Below are 2,829 nucleotides of genomic sequence, written 5' to 3'. Positions count from 1 at the left end.
ACGGCCGCCCGGTCACCCTGCCCTCGCAGGACATGATCATCGGTCTGCACCACCTGACCACGGTCAAGTCCGGTGCGCTCGGCGAGGGCCGTGCGTTCGGCTCGGTGGGCGAGGCGATCCTCGCGAAGGACGAGGGCACCCTCGACCTGCAGGCGAAGGTCCGCATCCGCATCCCGGGTCTCACGTTCCTCGAGGGCGAGGCCCCCGAGGGCTACGACGCCCACGGTCTCGTGGACGCGTCGCTCGGCCAGGCGATCTTCAACGACACCCTGCCGAAGGGCTACCCGTTCGTGCGCGAGGTCGCCGACAAGGGCAAGCTGTCGCAGATCGTCAACAAGCTCGCCGAGGAGTACCCCAAGGTCGAGACCGCCGCATCGCTGGACCGTATCAAGGACGCCGGCTTCTACTGGGCCACGCGTTCGGGTGTGACCGTCGCGCTCAGCGACGTCATCACCCCGCCGAACAAGGCGGAGATCGTCGCGGGCTACGAGAAGCAGGCCGAGAAGATCCAGGCGCAGTACGACAAGGGTCTGACCACCGACGCCGAGCGTCGTCAGGAGCTCGTCGAGCTCTGGACGAAGGCGACCAACGAGGTCCAGGCCGAGATGCAGGCGAACTTCCCGGAGGACAACACCATCAACCGCATGGTGTCCTCGGGAGCGCGTGGTAACTGGCTGCAGATCCGTAACATCGCCGGTATGCGCGGTCTGGTGAACAACACCAAGGGTGAGTTCATCCCGCGTCCGATCATCTCCTCGTACCGCGAGGGCCTGTCGGTGGCGGAGTACTTCATCGCCACGCACGGTACCCGTAAGGGTCTCGCCGACACCGCTCTGCGTACGGCCGACTCGGGCTACCTGACCCGTCGTCTGGTCGACGTCTCGCAGGACGTCATCATCCGTGAGGACGACTGCGGCACGTCGAAGGGCCTGGAGCTGCCGATCGCCGCGCCGAACAGCGCCGGCGAGCTGGTGCGCGACGCGAACGTGGAGAACTCCGTGTTCGCCCGTACGCTCGCGTCCGACGTGGTGAACGCGGCCGGAGAGGTCGTCGCGACCGCCGGTGAGGACGTCGGAGACGTGCTCATCGACAAGCTGGTCGCGGCCGGCGTGGAGTCGATCAAGGTCCGCTCCGTGCTGACCTGCGACTCGGCCGTCGGCGTCTGCGCGCAGTGCTACGGCCGCTCGCTCGCCACCGGCAAGACGGTGGACATCGGCGAGGCCGTGGGCATCATCGCGGCCCAGTCGATCGGTGAGCCCGGTACCCAGCTGACGATGCGTACCTTCCACCTCGCCTCCGCCGGTGACATCACGCAGGGTCTGCCCCGTGTGCAGGAGCTCTTCGAGGCCCGTACCCCGAAGGGCGCCACCCCGATCGCCGAGGCCGACGGCCGCATCACGATCGAGGAGACCGACAAGTCGAAGAAGGTCATCCTCACGCCCGACAACGGCGACGAGGAAGTGGTCTACCCGGTGCTGAAGCGTGCGACGCTCCTCGTCGAGGACGGCCAGCACGTCTCGGTCGGCGACCCCCTGCAGGTCGGCACGCTCGACCCCAAGGAGGTCATGCGCGTCATGGGCGCCCGCGAGGTGCAGCGCTACCTCGTCAGCGGCGTGCAGGACGTGTACCGCTCCCAGGGTGTGCCGATCCACGACAAGCACATCGAGGTCATCGTGCGCCAGATGCTGCGCAAGGTCACCGTCGTCGACCACGGCGACACGACCCTGCTGCCCGGTGAGATGCTCGACGCCCGTCGTTACCAGGACGTCAACCGCGAGGCCGTCGCGGCGGGCAAGCGCCCGGCGTCCGGTCGCCCGGAGCTGATGGGTATCACGAAGGCGTCGCTCGCGACCGAGTCGTGGCTGTCGGCCGCGTCCTTCCAGGAGACGACCCGCGTGCTCACGCAGGCCGCCATGGAGGGCAAGAGCGACCCGCTGGTCGGCCTCAAGGAGAACGTCATCATCGGAAAGCTGATCCCCGCGGGGACCGGCCTGCGCCGCTACCGCGACATCACGGTGGAGGCGACCGAGGAGGCCAAGAGCGAGCGCTACCCGAACCGGATCTTCGCATCCGACGGCGCGTACGCCGAGGGCGACTTCGGCTACGTCGACTTCGACGCGTTCTCGACCGACGACATCACTCCCGGCACCTACAACTGATCGAGGCGAGAGCCTGATCGCTTGACGAAGACCCCCGGATCCGCACGGATCCGGGGGTCTTCGCGTATCCGGGTCCGGGATCCCGTTCCTCGCTCCGGTCGCAGAAGATGTCGTTCCGACCGCGTCTCAGCGACATCTTCTGCGACCGGAGCGCGACGGCGGGCGGGTCAGGATCCGAAGATGCTCGCCACGATGCTCGAGGTGTAGCCGGTGGGTGCGAGGTTCGAGTACCGGGTGTCGATCAGGACGTCGTCGCGCCAGAACAGGGTGCGTCCGTCGGTGACCGGATAGGTCGGATCCGCCCACTCCTTCTCGCAGCGCGTGCCCTGGGACGGGGTGTAGCAGCTGAAGCCCTCGGTCTTCACGAGCCCGTTCAGCATGTCCAGCGCCTCGCCGCGGTACTTGCGGGAGATCGTCGTCGTGATGCTCGTCGTATCGGCCTTCGGATCCGCCCAGATGCAGATGAGGCTGCCGTCGGCTTGCACACCGCTCGGCCCGAACACCGGCGAGTTCAGCGGAGTGTCGCCCAGCTGCGACAGCACATCCGCGGAGAGGAGCGCCTTGCAGTCGGCCGGCAGGGCTGCCGAGGTCGCCGAAGGGCTCGGCGACGGGGAGGTCTTCTGCGGCGTCGGCGTGCTCGAGCCCGAGGTCGAGCCGCTCGTCGCGCCGC

The 2,829-nt window shown here is 67.9% G+C and carries 1 protein-coding gene and 1 pseudogene; one reads left to right on the top strand and one right to left on the bottom strand.

What is annotated here, in order from left to right; translation table 11 throughout:
- Positions 1-2,159, top strand: a pseudogene (locus Q0Q23_RS19925) (DNA-directed RNA polymerase subunit beta'); the annotation flags it as partial.
- A 167-nt stretch (positions 2,160-2,326) separates the two neighbouring features.
- Here the strand turns inward: Q0Q23_RS19925 and Q0Q23_RS19920 are convergent.
- Positions 2,327-2,829 (bottom strand): hypothetical protein (locus Q0Q23_RS19920; RefSeq protein ID WP_295128501.1); only part of this gene is annotated, 503 nt, incomplete at its 5' end.

Origin of the sequence: uncultured Leifsonia sp., assembly GCF_945957465.1 — a bacterium.
Classification (GTDB): domain Bacteria; phylum Actinomycetota; class Actinomycetes; order Actinomycetales; family Microbacteriaceae; genus Leifsonia.
Note: the sequence above shows the minus strand (reverse complement) of the source record. Positions and strands in the feature narration are given on the sequence as shown.